The sequence below is a fragment of the Roseateles sp. GW835-FHT13E02 genome (assembly GCF_058794035.1).
On record NZ_JBXAGJ010000003.1, the window covers coordinates 175,531 to 193,913 of the forward strand.

Annotated in this window: 17 protein-coding genes; 6 read left to right on the top strand and 11 right to left on the bottom strand. The window is 68.9% G+C overall.

Translation table 11 applies throughout. The features are described from left to right. Positions 1-9: 9 nt before the first annotated feature. Positions 10-1,374: an alanine racemase gene (locus AC1Q6P_RS04155; RefSeq protein WP_492663362.1), complete on the bottom strand. Its 1,365-nt coding sequence runs from the start codon at positions 1,372-1,374 to the stop codon at positions 10-12. Positions 1,375-1,499: 125 nt separating this feature from the next. Here AC1Q6P_RS04155 and AC1Q6P_RS04160 point away from each other — a divergent pair, with 125 nt between their 5' ends. Beyond that, positions 1,500-1,943, top strand: a complete 444-nt coding sequence (locus AC1Q6P_RS04160; RefSeq protein ID WP_171826497.1) for a RidA family protein — start codon at positions 1,500-1,502, stop codon at positions 1,941-1,943. Here AC1Q6P_RS04160 and AC1Q6P_RS04165 read toward each other — a convergent pair. From AC1Q6P_RS04165 to AC1Q6P_RS04175, 3 genes are read right to left on the bottom strand one after another with little or no spacing between them, the layout of a single operon-like run. Further along, positions 1,927-2,601 (bottom strand): DUF6928 family protein, encoded by a 675-nt coding sequence (locus tag AC1Q6P_RS04165; RefSeq protein ID WP_492663363.1) that lies wholly within the window; start codon positions 2,599-2,601, stop codon positions 1,927-1,929. The genes AC1Q6P_RS04160 and AC1Q6P_RS04165 overlap by 17 nt on opposite strands. 55 nt (positions 2,602-2,656) lie before the next feature. Next, positions 2,657-3,283, bottom strand: a complete 627-nt coding sequence (locus tag AC1Q6P_RS04170; protein ID WP_492663364.1) for a histidine phosphatase family protein — start codon at positions 3,281-3,283, stop codon at positions 2,657-2,659. Between the two features lie 33 nt (positions 3,284-3,316). Continuing rightward, positions 3,317-3,670 carry an ankyrin repeat domain-containing protein gene (locus tag AC1Q6P_RS04175; RefSeq protein ID WP_492663365.1) on the bottom strand — a complete coding sequence of 118 codons (354 nt, stop codon included), beginning with the start codon at positions 3,668-3,670 and terminating at the stop codon, positions 3,317-3,319. Positions 3,671-3,891: 221 nt separating this feature from the next. Between AC1Q6P_RS04175 and AC1Q6P_RS04180 the strand changes: the two genes are divergently transcribed. Genes AC1Q6P_RS04180 through AC1Q6P_RS04200 form a run of 5 tightly spaced genes read left to right on the top strand, consistent with a single transcriptional unit; the run spans position 3,892 to position 10,406 of the window. Next, the gene (locus tag AC1Q6P_RS04180; protein WP_492663366.1) at positions 3,892-6,240 is read left to right on the top strand and encodes a family 20 glycosylhydrolase; all 2,349 of its coding nucleotides are present in this window, start codon (positions 3,892-3,894) and stop codon (positions 6,238-6,240) included. Continuing rightward, positions 6,237-7,496 carry an ABC transporter substrate-binding protein gene (locus tag AC1Q6P_RS04185; protein WP_492663367.1) on the top strand — a complete coding sequence of 420 codons (1,260 nt, stop codon included), beginning with the start codon at positions 6,237-6,239 and terminating at the stop codon, positions 7,494-7,496. The genes AC1Q6P_RS04180 and AC1Q6P_RS04185 overlap by 4 nt, the downstream gene beginning before the upstream one ends. A 17-nt stretch (positions 7,497-7,513) precedes the next feature. Beyond that, complete coding sequence (locus AC1Q6P_RS04190; protein WP_492663368.1) at positions 7,514-8,419, top strand: carbohydrate ABC transporter permease; 906 nt, start codon at positions 7,514-7,516, stop codon at positions 8,417-8,419. Continuing rightward, complete coding sequence (locus AC1Q6P_RS04195) at positions 8,416-9,243, top strand: carbohydrate ABC transporter permease (protein ID WP_171826491.1); 828 nt, start codon at positions 8,416-8,418, stop codon at positions 9,241-9,243. Before AC1Q6P_RS04190 ends, AC1Q6P_RS04195 begins: the two co-directional genes overlap by 4 nt. A gap of 35 nt (positions 9,244-9,278) precedes the next feature. Next, a complete protein-coding gene (locus tag AC1Q6P_RS04200) occupies positions 9,279-10,406 on the top strand; it encodes an ABC transporter ATP-binding protein (protein WP_492663369.1) in 1,128 nt (375 codons plus the stop codon). A 67-nt stretch (positions 10,407-10,473) separates the two neighbouring features. On the opposite strand, the gene AC1Q6P_RS04205 is transcribed toward AC1Q6P_RS04200, so the two are convergent. From AC1Q6P_RS04205 to AC1Q6P_RS04235, 7 genes are all read right to left on the bottom strand, one after another. Then, positions 10,474-10,941 (bottom strand): hypothetical protein, encoded by a 468-nt coding sequence (locus tag AC1Q6P_RS04205; RefSeq protein WP_492663370.1) that lies wholly within the window; start codon positions 10,939-10,941, stop codon positions 10,474-10,476. A 119-nt stretch (positions 10,942-11,060) separates the two neighbouring features. Next, positions 11,061-11,576 (bottom strand): P-loop nucleotide/nucleoside kinase family protein, encoded by a 516-nt coding sequence (locus tag AC1Q6P_RS04210; protein ID WP_492663371.1) that lies wholly within the window; start codon positions 11,574-11,576, stop codon positions 11,061-11,063. 33 nt (positions 11,577-11,609) lie between these two features. Continuing rightward, positions 11,610-11,927, bottom strand: coding sequence for a DUF1330 domain-containing protein (locus tag AC1Q6P_RS04215; protein WP_492663372.1), 318 nt, complete (start codon positions 11,925-11,927; stop codon positions 11,610-11,612). 127 nt (positions 11,928-12,054) lie between these two features. Beyond that, on the bottom strand, positions 12,055-13,164 hold the full coding sequence (locus AC1Q6P_RS04220) for a serine hydrolase domain-containing protein (protein ID WP_492663373.1): 1,110 nt from the start codon (positions 13,162-13,164) through the stop codon (positions 12,055-12,057). Positions 13,165-13,327: 163 nt separating this feature from the next. Continuing rightward, positions 13,328-14,548 (bottom strand): lactonase family protein, encoded by a 1,221-nt coding sequence (locus AC1Q6P_RS04225; protein WP_492703060.1) that lies wholly within the window; start codon positions 14,546-14,548, stop codon positions 13,328-13,330. Between the two features lie 277 nt (positions 14,549-14,825). Then, positions 14,826-17,507: a TonB-dependent receptor gene (locus AC1Q6P_RS04230; RefSeq protein ID WP_165794641.1), complete on the bottom strand. Its 2,682-nt coding sequence runs from the start codon at positions 17,505-17,507 to the stop codon at positions 14,826-14,828. Between the two features lie 162 nt (positions 17,508-17,669). Continuing rightward, the gene (locus AC1Q6P_RS04235; RefSeq protein WP_492663375.1) at positions 17,670-18,380 is read right to left on the bottom strand and encodes a chitinase; all 711 of its coding nucleotides are present in this window, start codon (positions 18,378-18,380) and stop codon (positions 17,670-17,672) included. Between the last annotated feature and the right edge of the window lie 3 nt (positions 18,381-18,383).

Here is an 18,383-nt window from a genome sequence, read left to right on the forward strand (position 1 = left end):
GTGCCTGCCTCAGAAATGCGTCAGCACCGCATCGACGATGCGGTAGTCCTCGCCCTCGACGATGGGCAGCCAGGTCCATTTGTCGAAGGTGGTGCAGGGGTGGGAGATGCCCAGGCCGATGCGGTCGCCCACGGCGGGCGTTGCAACAGCCGGGTCCTGCGAATCCCAGCGCAGGTAAGCGTGCTGGTCATTCATGGCCTCGATGCGCCAGCCGGCCGGGGCCAGGCAGGGCTGCAGCTGGCCCAGCGGCGCCCAGGCCATGGGCGTGGGCATGCCCTGGTCGTGCGAGAGATCGCGCCGGCCCGCGCCCAGCAGGGCCAGACCCGGCTCGGGGCAGGACAAGACCTGGCACCAGACCTCCAGCGCACCTTGCAGGCCGGGCTCGCCGGCTTCCGCCAAACCCTCGGCGGCGATGCGCGGCGCGGCCACATCGACCAGGCGCTTGTACAAACCATGGTCGTGGGTGATGTAGCAGCCCGAGCGCAGCAGGCCGCGCCAGCGATGGCGGCTTTGCGGGCGCAGCGCGCCGCAGACCAGATCAAAGAGAGCCGAGCCACCGGCCGAGATCAAGAGTTCCTGGCCCTCGGCCAGCTCGAACAAATCCTCGGCCTCGCAGGCGGCCAGCAAGGCATGGGCGCGCTGCGTCCAGCCGGCCATCCAGGCACGATCAGCCTCGTCCTCGCCGCGTGCACCCAGGCCTTCGTAGAACGCCAACCCAACCAGGCGCAGGCCCGGTGCCGCGCGCACCTGGCGAGCCAGGGCCAGGGCCGACTCCGCATCCCGCACGCCGCAGCGGCCGCCCTCGGAGCCCAGCTCCAGGAGCAGCTCCAGCGCCGGCGCACCGGGCCCCTGGCCCGCCTGCCAGGCCTGCAAGAGCTGGCACTGGGCGGGCGAATCCACAAAGCTGGCCACGCGCAGGCCCGGGGTCTGGCGCAGCAGCTCGGCCAGCAGGCCCAGCTCGGCCTCGCCGAGCAGCTGATTGGCGATCAAGGCGCGGCGCACACCACCGGCCTGCACGCCGATGCGCAGCTGCTGCACATTGGCAAAACTCAGACCCCAGGCGCCGGCATCGAGCTGGCGGCGGAAGAGCTGCGGGCTCATGGTGGTCTTGCCATGCGGCGCCAGGCTCAGGCCGCGCTGGCTGGCGAAGCGCTGCATCCAGGCGATGTTGTGGGCCAGGGCCTCGCGCCGCAGCAGGGCCAAAGGCATGGGCATCTCGGGCCCCAGCGCCTGCCAGCCCTGGGCGGCCAGCGCGCTCAGCGGCAGCGGCGCCTGCAGGGGCGGAAAGCCCTTGAGCCAGGGGCCGAGCAGCTCGTGGCTGCGCTCGGGGTGGTGAGGTGAAACGGGAGGGGTGGGAGCGGTCTTCGTGTCCATGCACCATCATCATCGCTGCACAGCAGCCGGCAGTGGCCCGGCCATCTCAAGGTCAGCTTAAGAAGCCGCAGATCGCCCTCGTTCCGGCCGGCCAAGGGCGACGGAGCGACCTAGACTGCGGCGCCATGAACAGCAGCCACCTACCCACCGAAGAACCGATCAGCCACCTTGAATACCTGGGCGTACCGCCCACGGCCAGTGATCAGCAGCCCCGCCCGCTTTCGCCCGCCGTGCGCGCCGGCGATTTCGTCTACGTCTCGGGCCAGGTGCCCACCGATGTGCATGGCGAGGTGGTGGCCGGCGGCATCGAGGCGCAGACCCGCCAGGTCATGGCCCATCTGCAAGCCGCCCTGGCCCTGGCCGGCTGCACCCTGGACGATGTCTGCAAGACGACGGTCTGGCTGCAGGACGCGCGCGATTTCGGCGCCTTCAACCGCGTTTACCTGAGCTATTTTCCGCGCGGCAAACCGGCCCGCTCCACCACCGAGGCGCGGCTGATGATCGATGCGAAAGTGGAGATCGACGCGGTGGCCTACCGGCCCGTGGCGGCGATCACCAGAACCGGCTGAACCAGGACGGTTTGCGCCGGGCCTTGCGCTTGAAGCGCAGCAGGGGCAGAGATTCAGGCTCCAGCAGGCGAGCATCCACCAGACCCTCCAGGTGGTAGCCAAAAAGCTCGCGCAGGGCCGCATCACCCAGCTCCAGCGGATGGAAGGGCAGCGGATAGGGCGCCTCGCCCGCGGCCAGCTCGTCCGGGTCATCGGCCGGGTGGGCGCCGTCCCAGAACGGCAGCTCAAAGGCCCAACGCGTGCCCTGATCCTCGATCAGCCCGTCGTCGGGCGCCACGCTGAGGGCTCGCAGCAGACGCCCCTCGCGCCAATGCGCCAGAGCCAGCCAATCGGCGGCGCTGTGCATGGCGTGCAAGAACACATCGCGCCCCTGCGCGTGGGCCAGAAAGCGCGCCTCCAGCGTTGAAGGCCGATCGAGCGCAAACTCCTTGGCCGCCAGCACGGTCAAGCCGCCCGAAAAGCAGCCCACCAGCAGCTCCTCATCGGGCGGCGCCGTCCAGCCCAGGTTGCCATCGGCCAAGGGCTGCAACTCATCCGCCGCAAACAGCTGCGCGGCCACACGGGCACTCTCGGCACGGTCCAGGGCCGGCCGCGCCGCCAATTGGGCGCGCGCCTGCCCTGCATCCGCGTAAACCAACATCCAGGTTTTGGCACCCATGTATCCGACTCCTATCCATCTGCAGCAAGCTGGCAAGGGGCAAGCAGCTGCATGCTCAAAGCGCCGCATCGATGGGCTGCCAAGTCCCATGCACACGCGGCGGGTTCAACTCGAAGCCATAGAAATTGCCGCCGCCATTGGCCGGCTGGTCCCAGCGGCGCGAGATGGGAAGGCCGGCCAGGTGGCAGTGGAGCAAGGTGCCGACGGCACCGTGCGACAGGATGGCGACGGCGCCCCCTTCATCGCCATCTCCGCCCTGGCTGGCGTGGCTGCGGGCCACTTGCTGCACGGCGCACACGATGCGGGCCTGGGCTGCCGCTGCGGTCTCCCAGCCGCGCACCGACTGCTCGGGCCGGGCGAAAAATTCATCGGCCACCTGCTCAAACTCCGCCGGCGGCAGGAAACCGGTGGTGGAGCGGTTGTTCTCGCCCAGGGCCTCCAGCACCTGCACCGGCAGGCCCAGATGCCCGGCCAGGATCTCGGCACTGTCCAGGGCCTTGCGCTCGGCGCTGGAGAAGATCGCCCCGATGTTCCCCAGCCAGGCCTCTTGCTGCTTCAGCGCCGCATGCATGCGCCGCCGGCCCAGCTCGGACAGCGGCCACTGCGGCACCGGCACCTCGGCGCTGATCTGCACATTGGGGTGGCTGATGAAGTAATAGCGGGTGTTCTTGCCTTCGCTCATGCTGCGCCTGTCGCTTCCCCGGGCTGACTGCAATCACGCACGCCACAGCCTCGCCAGCCAGGACCGTGGCGGCGCCGGCTCAGCCGGCAGCGGCGGCACGCCACGCGCCAGCAAGGCCTGCTCCACGGCGGCCAGGCCTGCCTTGCGCGCAGCAATCAGAGGCGTCGCCTGGTCAAACTCCGAGGGCAGGTCGGGGTTGGCGCCGGCCTGCAGGAGATAGAGCGCCACCGCCTCCTGCCCGGCCAGAATGGCGGCCACCAAGGGGGTGCTGAGAAACTCCGGATGGGCGTAGTTGATGTCCACACCGCGCTGGACGTGGTACTCCACCAAGGCCAGGTCGCCGGTCTCGGCCGCCTCGAACATCTCTTTCCAATTGCCTCCGGACATGGCCTGCGCTCCCTTCGGGTGAACTGTGGTCCTTCCCTGGTTCGAAGCCTAACTCAGCGCTTCAACGCTGCCCAGCTGGGCAAACACGGGCAGGCGCCTGAGCTCAACGCAGGCCGCACAAGCCCCCCCTCCGGCACAGCTCCCAGAACAGCGCCCGATCTTGAGACAACCTGAAGACAAGCTTGAGACAGGCTGCACATGGCCGCAGCCATGATGGACGCATGTCGATTGCGTTCATGGATGAAGGCGAGGCCGCCGCCGCAGCGGGCCTCAAGCCACTGACCCCACTGCAGGCCTGGGGCCACAGCCTGATGCCCTGGCCCGCACAGCTGCAGGGCCGGGCCGGTGAGTTGCCCCTGGCGGGCTGGTGCTGGCCGGAAGAGGGGCCGCCAACCCTGCGCGCACTGGCACGGCGCCTGCTTCCCGATCTGCAAACGACGGCAGCTGCGGAGGGCAAGGTCTGGCTGCGCCTTGAGATCAGCGATACAAGCCCTGCGATTCCGCAGCTGGGCGATGACGAGTCCTACCGGCTGGAGATCGCCACGGCCGAGGGCGAAATCCGCCTGAGCGCCCCCCGCCTCTGGGGCGCGCAGCACGGCCTGCACACCCTCAGCCAGCTGCGGCATGGAGCCCTGCTGGCGGGCCGCGCGACCCTGCCTGGCCTGCTCATCGAAGATGCGCCCCGCCACCCCTGGCGCGGCCTGCTGGTCGATGTGGCGCGCCGCCCCTTGCCCTTTGACACCCTGACGCGCTTGCTCGACGGCATGGCCGCGGCCCGGCTCAATGTGTTGCACTGGCATGTCTGTGACGACCAGGCCTGGCGCCTGGCCTCGGAGCGCCACCCCGAGCTGGCGGCGCGCGCCAGCGCCGGCTTCAGCTACAGCCTGGCGCAGGCCCGCAGCCTGGTGGCCCAGGCGGCCGAGCGCGGCATCCGCGTCGTGCCCGAGCTGGACCTGCCCGGCCACTGCTGGGCCCTGGGCCTGGCGCGGCCGGATCTGCTGTGCCCGCCGGCGCCCCAGCAGGCGCAGCGAGGCTTTGGCATCTTCGGCGCGGCGGTGGACCCGCGCCAGCCGGCGCTCTACGACTTCATCGCCAGCCTGCTGGACGAATGGGCCGAGGTCTTCCCCGATGCCTTTGTGCACATCGGCGGCGACGAGCTGGCGCCCGAGCCCTGGCGCCGCCTGGGCCTGCCCCTGGCCGAGACGCAGGCGGGCTATGTGCGGCGCATGGCCGAGCTGCTGGCCGCGCGGGGCAAGCGCCTGGTGGGCTGGGATGAGCTGCGCGGCCCGGGCCTGCCCGAGGCTGCGGTGCTGCAATGCTGGCGCGGCGCGGCGGCGCTGCAGGCGGACGATGCCCCTGAGCAAGACCTGGCCCTGGCCCCGGCCCTGCTGCGCTCGGCCGGTTTCTACCTGGACCAGTTCCACGGCGCCGCCTTCCACTGGCGCACGCCGCTGAGCCAGCCGGCCCCCACCACGCCCCCCCTGGCCCCGGGCGCGGCGCGCTGGCGGCTGCAGGCCCAGCTGACCTTGCATGCCCTGCATGCCGAGCTGCGCTGCGATGCCCGCGGCCGCGCCCAGCTGCTGCTGCAAGCCCAGGGCCCGGGCAGCCTGCACAACGAAGTGCCGCTGCACACCCTGAGCATCGAAGGCACCGGCACGGCCGACCTGCCCTGGCGCCTGCGCGCGCGTGGCGATTGCGATCTGGGCGAGCTGGAACTCTGGTGCACGATGAGCGCCCAGGGCCCGGGCGAAGGCGTGCTGCGCCTGGGCAATCTGCGCCACCGCTGCACCCTGCAGGCGCTTGAGCCGAGCATGGATGAAGCTACTGCACACACCGCCGCGCACAGCGCCACGCGCCCGCGCCTGCTCGGCGGCGAAGCCGCACTCTGGAGCGAGCTGGTGGCGCCCGCGCAGCTGGACCTGCGGCTCTGGCCGCGCCTGCTGGCCGTGGCCGAGCGGCTGTGGAGCGACCCGCCCCCCGAGGCGGCGGCGCTTGAATCCACCTTGCCAACCCGGCTCGGCGCCGCCCAGGCTTGGGCCGAGCAGCATGCCGGTGTGCAGGCACGCGCCAGCCTGCAGCGCGCCTGGGCCGCGCTCTGCGAGGGCGATGCCGGCGACGCGCTCAGCCTGGCCGGCCTGGCCGCCCTGCTGGAACCGGCCGGCGGCTATGCCCGCCACCACGACAAGAAGCGTGAGGGCCGCTACCACCTGGACGAGCCCCTGGCCCGCCTGGCCGACGCCCTGCCGGCCGAGAGCGCCTGGGCCCTGCGCCTGAACCAGCTCAGCCGCGCCGAGGCCCGCGCACAGCTGCGGCGCTGCCGCGAGGCCCTGCCCGGGTGGCAGGCCCTGCTGCAGCGCCATGCCCGGCTGCGCCCGCTGCTGCCCGTGTTGCCCACGCTGGCGGCCCTGCTCGATCTGGGCCTGCGGCTCTGGCAAGACCTGGCCCCGGGCGCGCTGCCGGCGGCGGAGCGCGCGCTGGCCCAGGCCACGCTGCACTCGGCGGCCCAGATGGTGGATGAGCTGGTGCCCGCCCTGGTGCAGGCCTTGCAAGCGCGGCTGGATGCGCTGTGAGCGTCCGCACCGTGTCCCTGCAACGCCGCGATCTGCTCGGCCTGGCCGGCGCCCTGGCCTGGCCGCTGGGCAGCCGCGCCGAGGCAGGACCGCCCGCCCTGGAGCTGCTGCACTGGTGGACCTCGGGCAGCGAAGCCGCCATGCTGGCCGAGCTGCGCCGCAGCGCCCAGGCCGCCGGCCTGCCCTGGAAGGACACGCCGGTGGCTGGCGCCGGCCATGCCAACACGGTGCTCAAAACCCGCTTTCTGTCCGGCCACCCGCCGGCGCTGGCGCAGATCGACAAGTCTGTGCGGCTCTGGGGCGAGGCCGTGCCCCTGGCCGACCTGAGCCCGGTCAGCGCCGACTGGCCGCGCCTGCTGCCGGCCGCCATCGACCGCGAGCTGCGCTGGCAGGGCCGGCCCGTGGCCGTGCCGCTCAATGTGCACCGGCTCAACAGCATGTGGAGCAACCGCCGCCTGCTGCAGCGCCTGGGCCTGGCGGCGCCGCGCAGCTGGGACGAGTTCTTCCAGGTGGCCGAGGCCTTGCAGCGGGCCGGTGTCATCCCCCTGGCCATCGGCAGCTCGGTGGGCCAGAAGCTCAGCGTCTTCGTCAATCTGGTGCTGGGCCGGGGCGGGCCAGCGTTCTTCGAGCGGGCGCTGGTGCAAGGTGACGCCAGCTTGCTGGGCAGCGCCGCCATGCTAGACATGCTGCGCGAGTTCAAACGCATCAAGCGCTACACCGATGCCGCCCAGGTCAGCCGCGACTGGGCCGGCGCCACCGGCCTGCTGCTGCAGGGCCGGGCCGCGCTGCAGTTCACCGGCGACTGGGCCAATGGCGAGTTTCAGAAAGCCGGCTGGCAGCCCGGCGAAGACTACGACTGCCACGCCGCACCGGGACATGCCGATCTGCATTACTTCGAGTTCGATCGGCTGCTGTTCTTCAAACCCCAGAGCCCCGAACACGCGCTGCTGCAACAGCGCCTGGCCGCGACTCTGATGCAGGCCGAGGATTCGGCGCGTTACGCGCGGATCAAGGGCGGCATCCCGGTGCGGCGCGATGCCAGCCTGGCCGGCTTCAACGCCTGCGCCCGGCAAAGCCATGCTGATTTCCGCGCGGCCGAGGCCAACGGCCGACTGGTGCTGGCCCTGGGCGCCCGCCTGCCAGAGGCCGGCTACGGCGCGCTGCGAGATGTGGTGGCCGCCTGCTGGGCCAGCGAGCGGCTGACGCCCGAGCTGGCGCAGAAGCGCTTGCTGCAGGCGGCCAAGGTGCGCGATTGAACCTGGAAGAACGGACGATGCATTTGCTGCTCACCCGATGGCGATTCAGCGACCGTGCCACGGCCCTCTGGCTGATCACACCGGGCCTGCTGCTGGGAGCCCTGTTCTTTTACGGCTTTCTCGGCTGGACGGCCTGGCTCTCGCTGACCCGCTCGGGCATGCTGCCCAGCCATGAGTTCGTCGGCCTCTTGCAATACCAGCGCCTGTTCGAAGACCCCCGCTGGCTGGCCGCGCTGTGGAACCTGCTGCGCTTCGCCAGCCTCTTCGTCGCCCTGCCCTTGCTGATCGGCCTGGGCCTGGCCGTGCTGCTGGACCAGAAGCTGCGCGCCGAGGGGGTTCTGCGCTGGATCTATCTGCACCCCATGGCCTTGTCCATGATCGTCTGCGGCAGTGCCTGGCGCTGGCTGATGGACCCCGATCAAGGCCTGGCCGAGGGCCTGCGCACGCTGGGCTGGACGAGCTTCCGCTGGGACTGGCTGGCTGATGAGGACATGGCCGTCTATGCCTTGGTGGTGGCCGCCGTCTGGCAGATCAGCGGTTTTGTGATGGCCCTCTTCCTGGCCGGCCTGCGCGGCATCGACGAGAGCCTGGTGCAGGCCGCGCGCCTGGACGGCGCCTCGGGCTGGACCCTGTACCGCCGCGTGCTGCTGCCGCAGCTGGGGCCCAGCCTATTCTCGGCCCTGCTGATCCTGCTGCCGGCAGCCATCAAGACCTTTGATCTGGTGGTGGCGCTGACCGAGGGCGGGCCGGGCCAGAGCAGCGAGCTGCCGGCCTTCTACATGTTCCAGATGGCTTTCGAGCGCAGCCGCCTGGGCCTGGGCGCGGCCAGCAGCATGGTGATGCTGATGATGGTGCTGGCCGTGGCCCTGCCCTACGCGATGGCGCGCTCGCGCGGTGAGGCGCGGCGGAGGGCCGGCGCATGAGAAAAACCTGGCCCCTGCGCGCGCTGCTGCATGCCCTGGCCCTGGCGGCCGCCTTGCTGATGGCCGGGCCTTTGCTGCTGATGTTGATGAACAGCTTCAAGAGCGGGGCCGAGCTGAGCGCGGGCCACTTCATGGCCTGGCCCCAGGCCTTCAGCGGCCAGGCCTGGCGCGAGGCCTGGGCCTTGCTGCACGGCAGCTTTGCCAGCAGCCTGATGCTGGCCGTGCCGGCCGTGCTGCTGTCCAGCCTGCTGGCGGCGCTGAACGGCTTTGTGCTGTGCAAATACCGCTTCCGGGGCGAGCAGTGGGTGTCGCTGCTGCTGATCGTGGCCTTTTTCCTGCCGGTCAAGGTCTATCTGCTGCCCCTGGCCATCAGCATGGCCAAGCTGGGCCTGAGCAAGAGCCTGGGCCTCTTGATCGCCATCCATGTGATCTACAGCCTGCCCCTGGCCCTGTTCTTCCGCAACCATTTCCTGGGCTTCCCGGACGAGCTGCTGCAGGCCGCGCGGCTGGACGGCGCGGGCTTCTGGGCCTTGTTCACGCGCCTGGTGCTGCCGCTCTCGCGGCCCATCTTTGTGGTGGTGATCATTCTGCAGTTCACCACGCTGTGGAACGAGTACCTGTTCGGCCTGGTCTTCGGGCCCGACGAGGCCCGGCCCATCACCGCCGCCCTGGCCCAGCTGGCCGCCCACAGCGAAGGTGGCGTGCGCGCCTACAACCTGGAGATGGCGGCCGCCCTGCTGGCCGCCCTGCCCACCCTGGCCGTCTACCTGATCGCCGGGCGGCACTTCGCCCGCGGCCTGGTGGCCGGTGCGGTGAAGGGTTAGGCCATGTCCTCGTTTCATTCCCTGGAAGCTCTCCCATGACCGGCGGCCTCAGCCTTTCCCACATTCAAAAACACATCGGCAGCCAGGCCGTTCTGCACGACATCAGCCTCGATCTCCTCGAGGGCGAGATGCTGATCCTGGTGGGCCCCTCGGGCTGCGGCAAGTCCACCTTGCTGAGCCTGATCGCCGGCCTGCAGCAGGCCGACAGCGGCGAGATCCGGCTCAAGGGCCGGCGCATCGACACCCTGGCGCCGCAGGCGCGCGACATCGCCATGGTGTTCCAGAACTACGCGCTCTACCCGAATATGAGCGTGGCCCAGAACATCGGCTTTCCGCTGGAGATGCAGGGCTGGCCGCGCGCGCGGCGCGAGGCCCGGGTGCGCGAGGTGGCTCAGCTGCTGCAGCTGCAGACGCTGCTGCAGCGCCGCCCGGCCCAGCTCTCAGGCGGCCAGCGCCAGCGCGTGGCCATGGGCCGGGCCCTGGCGCGCCAGCCCCAGCTCTTTCTGTTTGACGAGCCCCTGTCCAATCTCGATGCCCAGTTGCGCGCCGAGATGCGCAGCGAGATCAAGCTGCTGCATCAGCGCCTGGGCACCAGCGCGGTCTACGTCACGCACGACCAGGTCGAGGCCATGACCCTGGGACAGCGCATCGCCGTGCTGAAGGATGGCCGCCTGCAGCAAGTCGGCACGCCGCAAGAGGTCTACCAGCGCCCGGCCAATCTCTTCGTGGCCGGCTTTCTGGGCGCCCCGGCCATCAATCTGCTGCCCGCCCGCGCCATGCACGACGGCAGCTTGCAGCTGGACCTGGGCGACACGGCCCTGCCCATCAGCTGGACGCCCTCGGGCCCGGCCTGGCCCGCCTCACGCCTTCGCCCGCTGGCCGGCCGCAAGCTGATGCTGGGCTGGCGCGCCGAACAGCTGCGCCTGGTGCCGCCTGAACTCGAGGTCAGTGATGGCCAGGGCCTCGTGCTCTCCGCCCCCCTGCTGCTGGTCGAACCCACCGGCGCCGACAGCATCCTGCAACTCGAACTCGGCCCCACCCAGCGCCTCAGCCTGCGCTGCCCCGGCTGGCAGGCCGAACGGCCCGGCACCCGGCTGCAGGTCTACCTGCCGGCCGAGGCTTGCCTGGTGTTTGAGGCGGAGGGTGGGGAGCGGCTGGGGTGAGCCTGCTTTAGCTCGCTGCTGGAGCCAGCCTTCCGCCCCTTCCACCCGGGGGCAAATCAGCGCCGATTCACTTCGGTGTGCGCTTGGATCGCGGTCGGGACGAATGATCCGGCGGGATTGCGGGGCGCGGCTGCGGCGCAGCCATCACCGTCAGACTGAAGTGCTGCGTCGCCGCCCGGCCCCCTTCCGTATCGGACAACACGGCCGCGCGGAAGCCCAAAGTGCCGGCCCGCGTGGGCACGCCGCTGAGCAGGCCGCCGGGGCTGAGTGTCAGGCCCGCGTCCTCCAGATCGCCACTCAAGAGCAGAAAACGCAGCGCTTCGTCACCACCTCGGGCAGGCAGCTGCCGTGCGTAAGGTCGCCCCAGCACAGCCGCCGGCAAAACGACCGCCTGGGCACCCGGCTTCGCCTGTAGGGGCTGCTTGTGCGCGGGCTTGGCTTGCGGAACTCCGCCCGCGGCTTGCACGAGCAAGGGATTGAGACTCAGCAGCGTGAGTGAGCACAACAGCAGAGGCAGGTTGCAGCGAAGGCGCATGGATGGAGGGAAAGAAGGATGCGAGGGATGAGTGAATGAATGAATGAACATGGGTTGAGCCAGCGAGCGCGGGGCAGCTCGGCCCTGCCCTGCTCTGCATTATTTGCCCTGCTTCCGCTTCACATGGCCTGAGCACCCGGCTCGACCCATTCCACCCTGAATTCCTCACATTCCTGCGCCTCTGGTGGCTCCCAGAGCTGGCTGGCCATGTCAAAGATGGCATCGGGGACCACCATGGAGAAGGTCGGGCCCTGCTCGGCATTGCGACGCTGCACGCGCTCGCGGCGCAGCTCGGTGGGCGCGTCCAGCACGTGGATACACAAAGGATGTCCGGCCGCGATGACCTGTTGGCAAAAAGGCAGGCGGGCCGCACGCTGGATCAGGCCAAGTTCGAGGATCATATCGTGACCTGAGTCCAGCAAACGCTCGGCATGGGCCCAGATCAGGCGCAGCAGCCGATCCTTGCGCTCGAGGTACCAGGGCATCCAGTGCTCGGCCGGCCGGTCCGGGCTGAAGAGTGCGGCAAACCAGGCGTCCAAGGCGATGTGCACACCCTTTCCTTGCAGCTCCAGGCCGCGCGCATACGTCGACTTGCCCGCGCCGACCGGGCCTTCAATCAAATGGACTTGAGCCATCGCGGTCCTTGAACGTCTCGTGAAGCTCTGCACTCAGCCCGCATCAAGAGCGGGAATGAACAGCACCTGGCCCTTCGTTGTCAGATCCTCTTGACGCAAACGCTTCAGCGGCGCATAGGCTTCAGAGTCGTACATGGCCTGCGCCGCCTCACGGGACGGAAAGCGCAAGATGGCGGTGAAGTTGCCGCTCAGCGCCCCTTCGATCGCCTCGGCCTGCGGCGTGGCCGCCAGGAACTGAGCGCCAAACTGCGCGGCAAGGGCGGCCATCTTGGAGGCGTAGTCGGCGCGGTAGCGGGCGAAATCGTTCACTTCGAACTGCACAAATACCAGCAGGGCTTGGGTCATCTTCATCTCCGATCTCGGGTGACATGAGAACGCCGCCCTCGGCGGGCGCAGTTTGCCACCTGGAAATCTAGCATTGGATTCAAGCGGACTTGCGCCCTGCGGCCGCCAAGCGCACCGCCGTGCGCCGGTTCTTTCAATCCAGCTTTTCGAACCCCCAAACCCCGCGGGCTTGCGGCAGTACCTCTCCTCCTACCGCCGCCGCCAGGGCCAGGCCGCGCTCGCTGTTGCTGAGCATCACAAAGCCGTCACCGCTGCGCACTGAGGCCATGGCGAAGGCGCGGTAGCCGGGGTTGTTGCCCCATTGCCAAAAGCATGGCCCGGCTTCAGTCTGCTCCAGGCCCCAGCCCAGACCCCAGCTGAGGCGCAAGGCGGGCGACACGGGCACCGGGCGGTCGAGCAACAAGGCCAGGAGCTCGGGCTCGCGCAGCCAGGCAGCCATCAGGCGGGCGTAGTCGGGGGCGCTGGTGATCAAGGAAGCGGCGGCATTGGCGCGTTTGAACTCGATGGGCTCGACCGGGCCGCCCAGCCAAGCATGGCCGGGCACCAGACGGGCTCGCAGCTCACCATCGGCCGGGCTCAGGCGCAGGCGTGAGTCGCGCATACCGAGCGGCTCGAACACGCGCGCCTGCATCAAGGCTTCGAAGTCCTGCCCGGTCGCGGCGCTGAGCACGGCCTGCAGCAGCACATAGCCTTCGCCCGAATACTGCCAGCGCTGGCCGGCCTCGAAGTCCTGGCGCAGCACGCCCCAAGATGAGCCCCAGTTGGGCAGGCCGCTGCTGTGATTGAGCAGGCACCGCAGGGGGATGCGTGCCAAGGTGGCGGCCGAGAGTTCGGCTTCGGCACCGGCGGCAGCCGGCTTGCGGAAATATCCCTGGGCAAGGTGGCGCGATATCGGCGCGTCCAGGTCGAGCAGGCCCTCGCGTACCAGCTGCAGGGCCAGATAGGCCACGGCCGGCTTGGTCAGCGAGGCCGCTTGAAACAAGGGCGGCGGCGCTGACTCACGCGATTCGCTCCCATGCGAGGTCTCGCCACAGCCGGTGCTCAGCAGACGTGGCGCCTGCGGCTGAGCGCCCTTCAGGGTGACCAAGTGAGCCAGGCAGATGCCTTGCTGGACGGCCAGCGAGTCAAGATCCCGGCCACGGAAGCTGCGCAGATCGCGGCTGGCGCAGGCGCTGCTGCCCAGGGCCGACAGGCCAGCCAGCATCAGATGGCGGCGGCGTGGATCGAAGAATCTGGAGTCCATGAAGGCAGGCCCGATCACGCGGACAGCTTGCGCCGAGCTGGCGATGCGGCGGACTCTAAACGCTGAATTCGACGCCACCCGGTTCCGGCAAGAGGGCTCGCCGCATGCGCCCCGGCGTAGCGCGCGGCGGCTCAGCTTGGCTCGGCTCGGCTCCGTCCGATCCTCAAGCCGCCGCCATCACCTCCGCGCAGGCCGGGCTTGGCACCGCCACATACTGGCCGGCAAAACGGGGCAGGCCGGTGGCGGCATCAACGGCAAACACCGCCACATGGTCGCTGCGCTGGTTGCAGACGTAGAACCAGCGGCCGCAGGGCGAAAAACGGGCGCTGCGTGGGTAGGAGCCGCGGGTCCACTCGTGGGTGAGCAGGCGCGGCGTGCCATCGGCCGCCAGGGCGAAGACGGCGATGCTGTCGTGCAGGCGGTTCAGGGCGTAGAGGAAACGGCCATCGGCCGATGCGATCAGGTCGGAGGCGAAGTTGCTGCCGGCGAAGCCCTCGGGCAAGGCGCTGATCTCGAGGCGCTGGCTCAGGCGGCCGCTCTGCGGCTCCAGCTGCAGCCAGGCCAGGGTGGACGCTTCTTCGTTGAGCAGATAGAGCTGAGCCGCATCGCGCGGGTGGAACACGAAATGCCGCGGGCCGGCGCCGGGGCTCAGGGCCAGGTCTTGCCTTGGGCCCAGGGCGCCGGTTTCCATGTTGAAAGGCCACACCGCCAGCCGGTCGCGGCCCAGATCGCTGGCCAGCACCCAGCGGCCATCGGGGCTGCTCAAGGCCATGTGCATGTGCGGCGCTTCGTGGCCGCTGATGGCATAGCTGCCCGGTGGTGCTTTGGCGGCACGGTCGGGGCCGAGCCGGCAGTCTTCAGCCTGGCTGCGATTGCAGCTGGGGTGCAGGCCCACAGCGCTGAGCCGGCCATCGGCGGCGCGGCGCAGCACGGCCAGATCGGCACTGCCGTAATGCGGCACGAAAGCAAAGGCGGCACTCGGATGCAGGCTCAGGTGCACGGGGCCCTGGCCGCCGCTGGGCAGGCTTTGCAGCAGCTGCAGCGTGCCATCGGCCTGCTGGCGGTAGACATGGATGCTGCCGCCGCCTTCGTTGGCGGTGTAGAGCAGGCCGGGCCGCCTCGGGTCGGCCTGCAGCCAGCTGGGGCTGTGCGGATTGGGCGTCAGGCCGGCTGGGCGCAGATGGCCCATGGCCGGGTCGGCCACGAAACCGTAGAGGCCTTCACAGTGCGGGGCATAGCCGCCGACATAGACCTTGAAGCCGGCGCGGGCCGCAGCGCCAACCGGAGCAGCGGCCCCCGCCAACGGGGACAGGGCGGCCATCAGCAGCAAAGCCCGGCGCTGCCGGGCGTGAAAGAAAGCAGGGGTGCATGCGTCATCGGTCACGGGGGTGGGAGATTGGCGGGCCAGGGGTCAATCCAGGATGCCGTCATCCAGGCGCGCGCAGTATCGATCAATCCGCGGGCGGGCCGCTCGCTCCTGCCCATGGGCTCAGCCGCGGCCGTGGCAGCGCCGGCAGAAAAATGCGGGCGCTGCCGGGGCCTCCCAGCCCGGCAGCGCCCGCTCAAAGCCTCCGGCTGCAGGCGACCGGAGGGAGGAGACACACAGACATGACAGGTCATCCCTGGAGCGGCCCTCAAGCCGCCCCGGGGCCTGCGAGCGATCAGTAGTTGACGGTCGCACGCACGCCGAACATGCGCGGCGGGTTGTAGCTGTTGAAGGTGTAGCCGCCCGCCATGCCCTGACCCATCCAGTTCTTGACGATGTTGTTGCTCAGGTTGGTGCCCCAGAGCTCGACATTCCACTTGTCGCTGGTGGGCGCGAAGCGGACCGAGGCATTCCAGTTGGTGTAGGCCTTCTGGAAGTCACCGATCTTGTCGTTGTCCAGATTGCGCACGGTGAAGTACATGCGGCTCTGGTAACGCATGCCGATGGTCGGCGTGATGCTGTACTCACCCACATGCATGTCGTGCGAGTAGTTCAGGGCGAAGGAGGTCTTGGGCGCGTAGGGCAGCTGGTGGCCGGTCACGTCCAGGATGCGGCGGCCGCGCTTGCTGGGGTCGGTGCCCAGGTAGACCGGCGCGCATTCGGGCGCGCCGAACTCCTTGCGGTATCCGCACATCCAGCTGTCGTCATAGGTCGGGTAGGACTTGACCTTGGCGTCCAGCCAGGCGAAGTAGCCCGAGAAGTTGCCACCGGTCCAGGGCAGCAGCTTGAACTCCAGCTCCAGACCCTGGATCTTGGCGTCACCGATGTTCTCGGTCTTCCAGGCGTTCACCACATCGCAGGCCGGTTCCCAATCCGCGCAGGTGCGGGTCAGCTTTTTCTGGCCCACGGCGGTGGAGCCAGTCACGTGCATGCCCTTGTACTGGGTGTTGAAGTAGGTGGCGCTCAGCTCCAGCTTGTTGGCGAAGTGGCGGCCCTTGTAGCCCAGCTCAAAGTTCTTGGTGGTCTCGGGGCCGTAGTCCAGGAAGCTGTATTTCTTGCTGCCGCCGTCCACGCATTCGCCGCCGCCGCAGGTGTCGAACTTGTCGCCAAAGCCGCCCGGGCGATAACCGGTGGCGATGGAGGCGAAGACCATATCGGTCTTGCTCAGGTCGTACTGCATGCCGAAACGGTAGGTGGTCTTCTTCCAGCTCTTGCTGTAGCTGTTGACGACCGGCTCGGGGTAGACACCCAGGCCGGCGAAGGGGCCCATGCCCAGGGTCAGGTCCGTGCCGTTGTGCGGGGTGCACAGGCCGGGCTCGCAGCCGGGCTTGTACTTGCCGTTGTAGTACCAGGGCGTGCTGGCATCCCAGAGGCCGGCGGAGATGCCGCCGTTGTCGCTGCGCTTGTCGCGGCTGAAACGCACACCGGCCGTGGCCGTCAGGCGGTCTGTCAGGGCCAGGTCGCCCTGGGCGAACAGACCCTTGGATTCGATCTGGCGATCGGGCTGGGCATAGAACTGGCCTTGCGGCATGGCATAGGGCGCGGCGACCAGATTGTCCTGGGCGAAGTTGATCGCGTTCTTCTCGTTCAGGAAGAAGGCGCCGGCCACATAACGCCAGTTCTTGGTCTGCTGCTTGAGCTGGAACTCATGAACCCAGGACTTGTAGTTGGAGTCCAGGGTGTAGCTGGCCTGATCGATGGCGTGCTGGCGGCCCCAGTTGCCCCAGGGCTGCATGATGTCGACCTCGCTGTCCAGCCAAGCTTGGCCACCGTCGTCGTCGTGGTGCTGGGCGCGCTTCTGCACCGCGTAGGCGACCTTGTAGCCCAGCTCCGTCTGCTCATCGAGCTTCCAGACCAGGTTGCTGCGCACGGTGTCGATGGTCATGTCGATCTTGCCGGGCACATTGATGATGGCGCTCCACTGGCCCTTGGGACCGCAGGCCCATTTGGTGCCTTCGGCCATTTCGCAATCCTTCAGGCCCACTTCGCCGGCGCCGCTGTTCTGGTAATGCTCAAAGCCACCGGTCCATTCCAGCGCCTTGCTGATGGCCCAGCGCGCCGTCAGGCGGGCGGCCCATTGGTCGGAGTTGCCGTAGGCATCGGACGCATCGACCTTGCGGTTCAGGCGCTGGTCGGTGTCGGGCTTGCCATCGGGCGTGAACTTGCCCTTGCCATCGGGTGTGGGCAGTTTGACGCCGCGGTCGCGCAGGTCCTGCTCCTGGTCGATGTAGCTGTTGCGCTTGTCCACCATGAAGGCGGCGCGCAGGGCGAAGTTGTCACCGAAGCTCTGGTTGTGGACGGCGCGCAGCTGCTTGGCGTTGTAGTTGCCCAGCTGCACCGAGGCCCAGCCGTAGTTGCTCTTGAAGTCGGGCTTGGCCGGGATGATGTTGACCACGCCGGCGGTGGAGTTGCGGCCGAACAGCGTGCCCTGGGCACCGCGCAGCACCTCAACCTGGTCCAGGTCGAACATCAGCGCCAGCGAGCCCTGGGGCCGCGGCGAATAGATGCCGTCGATATGGATGCCCACGGCCGGGTCGCCGATCTCGGTGAAGTTGGTCGAGGTCACGCCGCGGATGGAGGCCAGCACGCCCGAGTCGCCGCTGGACAGGCCCAGCTGCAGATTGGGCACGTAGCCGCTCAGATTGAGCAGTTCCTTGACGTTCTCGCGCACCAGGTCGTCGGCCTGCAGGGCCGTCACCGACACGGGCGTCTTGAGCGCGTCGGTGCTGACGCGGGTGGCGGTCACGGTGACCTGGGGCAGCTCGGTTTTCTCGACCTTTTTGGCGTCCTTCTTGTCGTCCTTGCCGGCGTCGGCGGTCTGGGCCAGGGCCGGCAGGCTCAGCAGGCTCACCAAGGCGGCGGCCGCCAGGGCGGTGGGTTTCATCAGGCGTTGTGCGCGGGGTTCAGCGGGGCTCATGCTTGTTGTCTCCATGCGTTTGTGCGAAAGATCGTTTGTCTCGGTTCCATCACGTCAAGGGTCGGCCAACTGCTCCAACACTGACTCATCCACTTCTTGCTTTTGTGTCCCTTGTCTTCACTCGTTCATGCCATCGGTCCTTCCGTGATTCGTTCCTGGCGCTCAGCAGCCCAGGGGCTCGCTCAGCGGCACCGCCAGCAACGTGCTGGCTCGGCGATAGAAATCGATGCGGCGGTTCAGCTTGCGCAAGGTGTCGGGGTCGGCACCTTTGTCGCACTCGATCACGCCGTTGATGGCGCGCGTGGTGGCGCCAAAACCCTTGCCGGCCCACATGGCCTCGTGGGCCGACTGCGGCGCCACGCCGGGCTGGGTCATCCAGTACCAGAGCGCCGTTTGCCAGGCCACCTTGGAATCGCGCGCCACGCGGTCGGGGTCGGCCCAGAGGTCCAGGCCCAGGTGATCACCGGCGGCCTTGTACTGGTAGTTCCAGCTCAGCTGGATGGGGCCGCGACCGTAGTACTGCTGGCCCGGGGCGCAGCCGATGCCATCGTCGCGGCGGCAGTAGTGGTCCCAGTTTTCGCGGCGGTATTCGCGCTGGGCCTTGAGCTGGTCGGACTCATGGGCGATCTGGCCCAGAAAGGCCGCCATCTCCTGGCGCTTTTGCTGCTCGCTGCCGCGAGCAGCAAAGCCCGGGGTCTGGCGTACAGCCTCGGCAAAGCCTTCGTAGCTGTAGAAAGCAATGCGCTCGGGGAAGAGCTGATCGAACTGCGCCGGGCTGGGCAGAAACTGAGCCTGAGCTTGGCCCTGTGCCAACGCCGCCGGGGCCGCCAGCGCCAGCAGGCTTGTCACGAGCAATTGCAGCGAAGTCGTCATGCC

Excerpts from the sequence above, each read along its gene's own strand:
- AC1Q6P_RS04215 (WP_492663372.1), bottom strand. The coding sequence starts at position 11,927 with ATGAAGATGACCCAAGCCCTGCTGGTATTTGTGCAGTTCGAAGTGAAC.
- AC1Q6P_RS04165 (WP_492663363.1), bottom strand. The coding sequence starts at position 2,601 with ATGGGTGCCAAAACCTGGATGTTGGTTTACGCGGATGCAGGGCAGGCG.
- AC1Q6P_RS04175 (WP_492663365.1), bottom strand. The coding sequence starts at position 3,670 with ATGTCCGGAGGCAATTGGAAAGAGATGTTCGAGGCGGCCGAGACCGGC.
- AC1Q6P_RS04200 (WP_492663369.1), top strand. The coding sequence starts at position 9,279 with ATGACCGGCGGCCTCAGCCTTTCCCACATTCAAAAACACATCGGCAGC.
- AC1Q6P_RS04155 (WP_492663362.1), bottom strand. The coding sequence starts at position 1,374 with ATGGACACGAAGACCGCTCCCACCCCTCCCGTTTCACCTCACCACCCC.
- AC1Q6P_RS04210 (WP_492663371.1), bottom strand. The coding sequence starts at position 11,576 with ATGGCTCAAGTCCATTTGATTGAAGGCCCGGTCGGCGCGGGCAAGTCG.
- AC1Q6P_RS04170 (WP_492663364.1), bottom strand. The coding sequence starts at position 3,283 with ATGAGCGAAGGCAAGAACACCCGCTATTACTTCATCAGCCACCCCAAT.
- AC1Q6P_RS04180 (WP_492663366.1), top strand. The coding sequence starts at position 3,892 with ATGTCGATTGCGTTCATGGATGAAGGCGAGGCCGCCGCCGCAGCGGGC.
- AC1Q6P_RS04160 (WP_171826497.1), top strand. The coding sequence starts at position 1,500 with ATGAACAGCAGCCACCTACCCACCGAAGAACCGATCAGCCACCTTGAA.
- AC1Q6P_RS04220 (WP_492663373.1), bottom strand. The coding sequence starts at position 13,164 with ATGGACTCCAGATTCTTCGATCCACGCCGCCGCCATCTGATGCTGGCT.
- AC1Q6P_RS04195 (WP_171826491.1), top strand. The coding sequence starts at position 8,416 with ATGAGAAAAACCTGGCCCCTGCGCGCGCTGCTGCATGCCCTGGCCCTG.
- AC1Q6P_RS04230 (WP_165794641.1), bottom strand. The coding sequence starts at position 17,507 with ATGAGCCCCGCTGAACCCCGCGCACAACGCCTGATGAAACCCACCGCC.
- AC1Q6P_RS04235 (WP_492663375.1), bottom strand. The coding sequence starts at position 18,380 with ATGACGACTTCGCTGCAATTGCTCGTGACAAGCCTGCTGGCGCTGGCG.
- AC1Q6P_RS04205 (WP_492663370.1), bottom strand. The coding sequence starts at position 10,941 with ATGCGCCTTCGCTGCAACCTGCCTCTGCTGTTGTGCTCACTCACGCTG.
- AC1Q6P_RS04190 (WP_492663368.1), top strand. The coding sequence starts at position 7,514 with ATGCATTTGCTGCTCACCCGATGGCGATTCAGCGACCGTGCCACGGCC.